Origin of the sequence: Streptomyces sichuanensis (assembly GCF_020328095.1) — a bacterium.
Taxonomy (GTDB): domain Bacteria; phylum Actinomycetota; class Actinomycetes; order Streptomycetales; family Streptomycetaceae; genus Streptomyces; species Streptomyces cinnamoneus.
In genome coordinates this window covers 1-2,472 of record NZ_JAIXMK010000243.1, presented here as the reverse complement: position 1 = coordinate 2,472, position 2,472 = coordinate 1, and the positions used below count along the sequence as shown (strand labels likewise).

Annotated in this window: 2 protein-coding genes; both read right to left on the bottom strand. The window is 67.8% G+C overall.

The genetic code is table 11. From position 1 onward, the window contains the following. Positions 1–9: 9 nt before the first annotated feature. The gene (locus LE181_RS31630) at positions 10–1,284 is read right to left on the bottom strand and encodes a hypothetical protein (protein ID WP_225665033.1); all 1,275 of its coding nucleotides are present in this window, start codon (positions 1,282–1,284) and stop codon (positions 10–12) included. A 394-nt stretch (positions 1,285–1,678) separates the two neighbouring features. Continuing rightward, entirely contained in the window at positions 1,679–2,140 is a 462-nt protein-coding gene (locus LE181_RS31625; RefSeq protein WP_372458557.1) for an alpha/beta hydrolase fold domain-containing protein, read from the bottom strand. Positions 2,141–2,472 lie beyond the last annotated feature (332 nt).

Genomic DNA, 2,472 nt, shown 5'->3' with positions numbered 1-2,472 from the left:
GGGGGGCCGTCAGACCTGGGTCAGGGTGAACGTACCCGTACCGTCCTGCCTGCCGCTGGAGTACTGGCGGATCAACTCGCCGTCCGCGTACCGGTCGTAGCCCATCATGGAGCCGGTGTACTTGTTCTGCACACCGATCTTCGAGCTGCCGGGTACGTCGCGGTAGATGAAGAACCGCTGGAGGTCGTCCTCCCCGCAGGTGGCCGTCGTCAGGTACGCCTGCTCCTTGTTGGCGATGTTCGCCGGGACGGTCGCGCATCCGCCGTTGCCCCAGTTCCACAGGGACGCCTCGATGACCCCGTTGCGCTCCGTCACGTTGCACAGCCGCCAGTTGTCCAGGTGGGCGCTGAAGAAGGTGGATTCGCGCAGGCGGATGCCGTCGTTGGCCAGGAGCGGTGCGCTCCAGTTCAGGGGCTTGCCGGGGACGTCGATCTTGTAGACGGCGGCTTGGCAGTCCAGGGCGGCCCGCGTGGCGGGGGCCGGGCTCCCGGTGGCCTTCACGCTCTTCTCGGCCTTGGCGGCCTTCTCGGCCTTCTCGGCCTCGTGCTTGGCCTGGTCGGCCTTCGCCGAGGGGACCGGCCCGGCCGGGTGCTTCGCGGTGGCGGTGGCGGAGCCGCAGTCGAGGAGGTCCTGCGCCTTGCGCATGATGCTGTTGGCGGGGACCTTGTCCTCGCAGCGCACCGCGCCTTCTTCGAGGGTGGTGAAGGTGGTGTAGCTGCCGGTGTCGGCCCCTTCGATCCACTTCAGCGCCCAACTGCCGTCGGCCTGCTGGACGCGGTTGCAGTTGAGGCTGCCGTACGTACCGGTGACCTTCTTGGTGCCCTTGTAGAGGCCGTAATAGCCGGGATTGGCGAAGTTCCACGTGACGGCCGTCGACGTGTTGCTGGTGGAGGTGTAGTTCACCTGCACGTTCAGGCCCAGACTCGCGCCGACTTTGCCGAGGGTCTCGACAGCGAAGCCGCCTTCGACGTTTCCGGTGAGGCCGACGGTCACCGAGATGGTCGTCTGGACGCTGGTGTTGACGGTCTGGGTACCGGTCGAGCCGCTGGTGACGTACCAGCCCTTGAAGTGGGTGATCGTCGGGATCACTTCGGAGGTCTTGATGAACGGGTGCCGTGTGCCGAGGTCGGCCGCCGTGCAGGTGCCGCCGGGTTCGGCCTGCGTGGCGGCGACGGGTGCGGCGGCGGCCGGTGAGACGGCAAGTCCCACGGTGGCTACGGCGGCCGAGGCGGCACAGGCCATGAGCGTGCTGCCTATGCGGCTGACGGGTCTGGTGGGGCGCATCGTTGCCCTTTCCCCCTGGTTGTGTGTTCGGTGGGGTGAACGTAGCGGCCAGGGGGGTGGTGGCGTGAGCTCGCAACGGGCCAAAATGATCACGGAGGGGCTTATTCCGTCCCTGTGCGCACGGGCGCCGGGCTGGTTCGATCTCCCAGGCGCGCCGCCCAGGCACCGGCTGGACCTGTGCCAAGGCGGTGGCCGCCGCCCCTGTCAGGTAGAGGTAGTGGCGACGTCGCGGTCAAGGAACTACTGGCAGTGACTTCAGGCGTCGCCTGTGGACTGAACAACCTGGCGGACCTAGGTGGTCGGAGCCCTGGCCGACACCGTATCCGCCTCGTGCATGCCCGGCGCGCGCAGCTGTAGCCCAAGAAGCACCGACCGAGTCACGGAACGTCACAGATCAAGGCGGAGCGACACCACTTCTCAGCGCGTCGCGCAGCACTGCGATGGCCTGGGCAACGGCCGCACGGGTGGCATGGGTGTCGCTGAGAGGGTTGAGCATCATGAAGTCGTGGGTGATGCCGTCGTAACGGACGGTGGTGATGTCTACGCCCGCGGCGCGGAGCTTGGCTGCGTATGCCTCGCCCTCGTCGCGTAGGACATCGGCCTCGTCGACAAGGAGGAAGGCCGGGGGGAGACCGGCGAGCTGATCGAGGGTGGCCTTCAGGGGAGAGGCGGTGATCTCGCTGCGCCGCGCGCGTTCGGGCACGTAGGCGTTCCAGAACCACTCCATGGCCTGGGCGGTGAGGAAGTAGCCGGTGGCGAGATCGGCGTAGGACTTGGTGTTCATTTCGGCGTCGGTGACCGGGTAGTACATGGACTGATGCACGAAGCGGACGTCGCCGCGCTCCTTGGCCGTCAGGGGCTAGAGACGAGCTCCGTGAGGTCTGGGGCTGAGAGATGCTGAGGACTCCTGCACGGCCTGACCGCGGAGCGTCAATGCGCCCCGCCACTGGGCAGGCAGCGCAGCATTGCCACAAGCAACAGCCTCGTCCCTCCGAGGCATGATCGCATCCGTGCAGTCGCACACACCACTGCGCTGCTGCTGCCCGAGCCGCGGCCGAAGCAGGCGGAGGGCCGGCTGCCGGCGGTCAGGCGCCTTGGTCGCGATCTCAGGCAGTTCCTCGGATGCGAGTCCTCCGACCACCATCGGCCAGGAGGGGCGGCGGTGCAGAGCGTGCGCCGGCGGGCCGC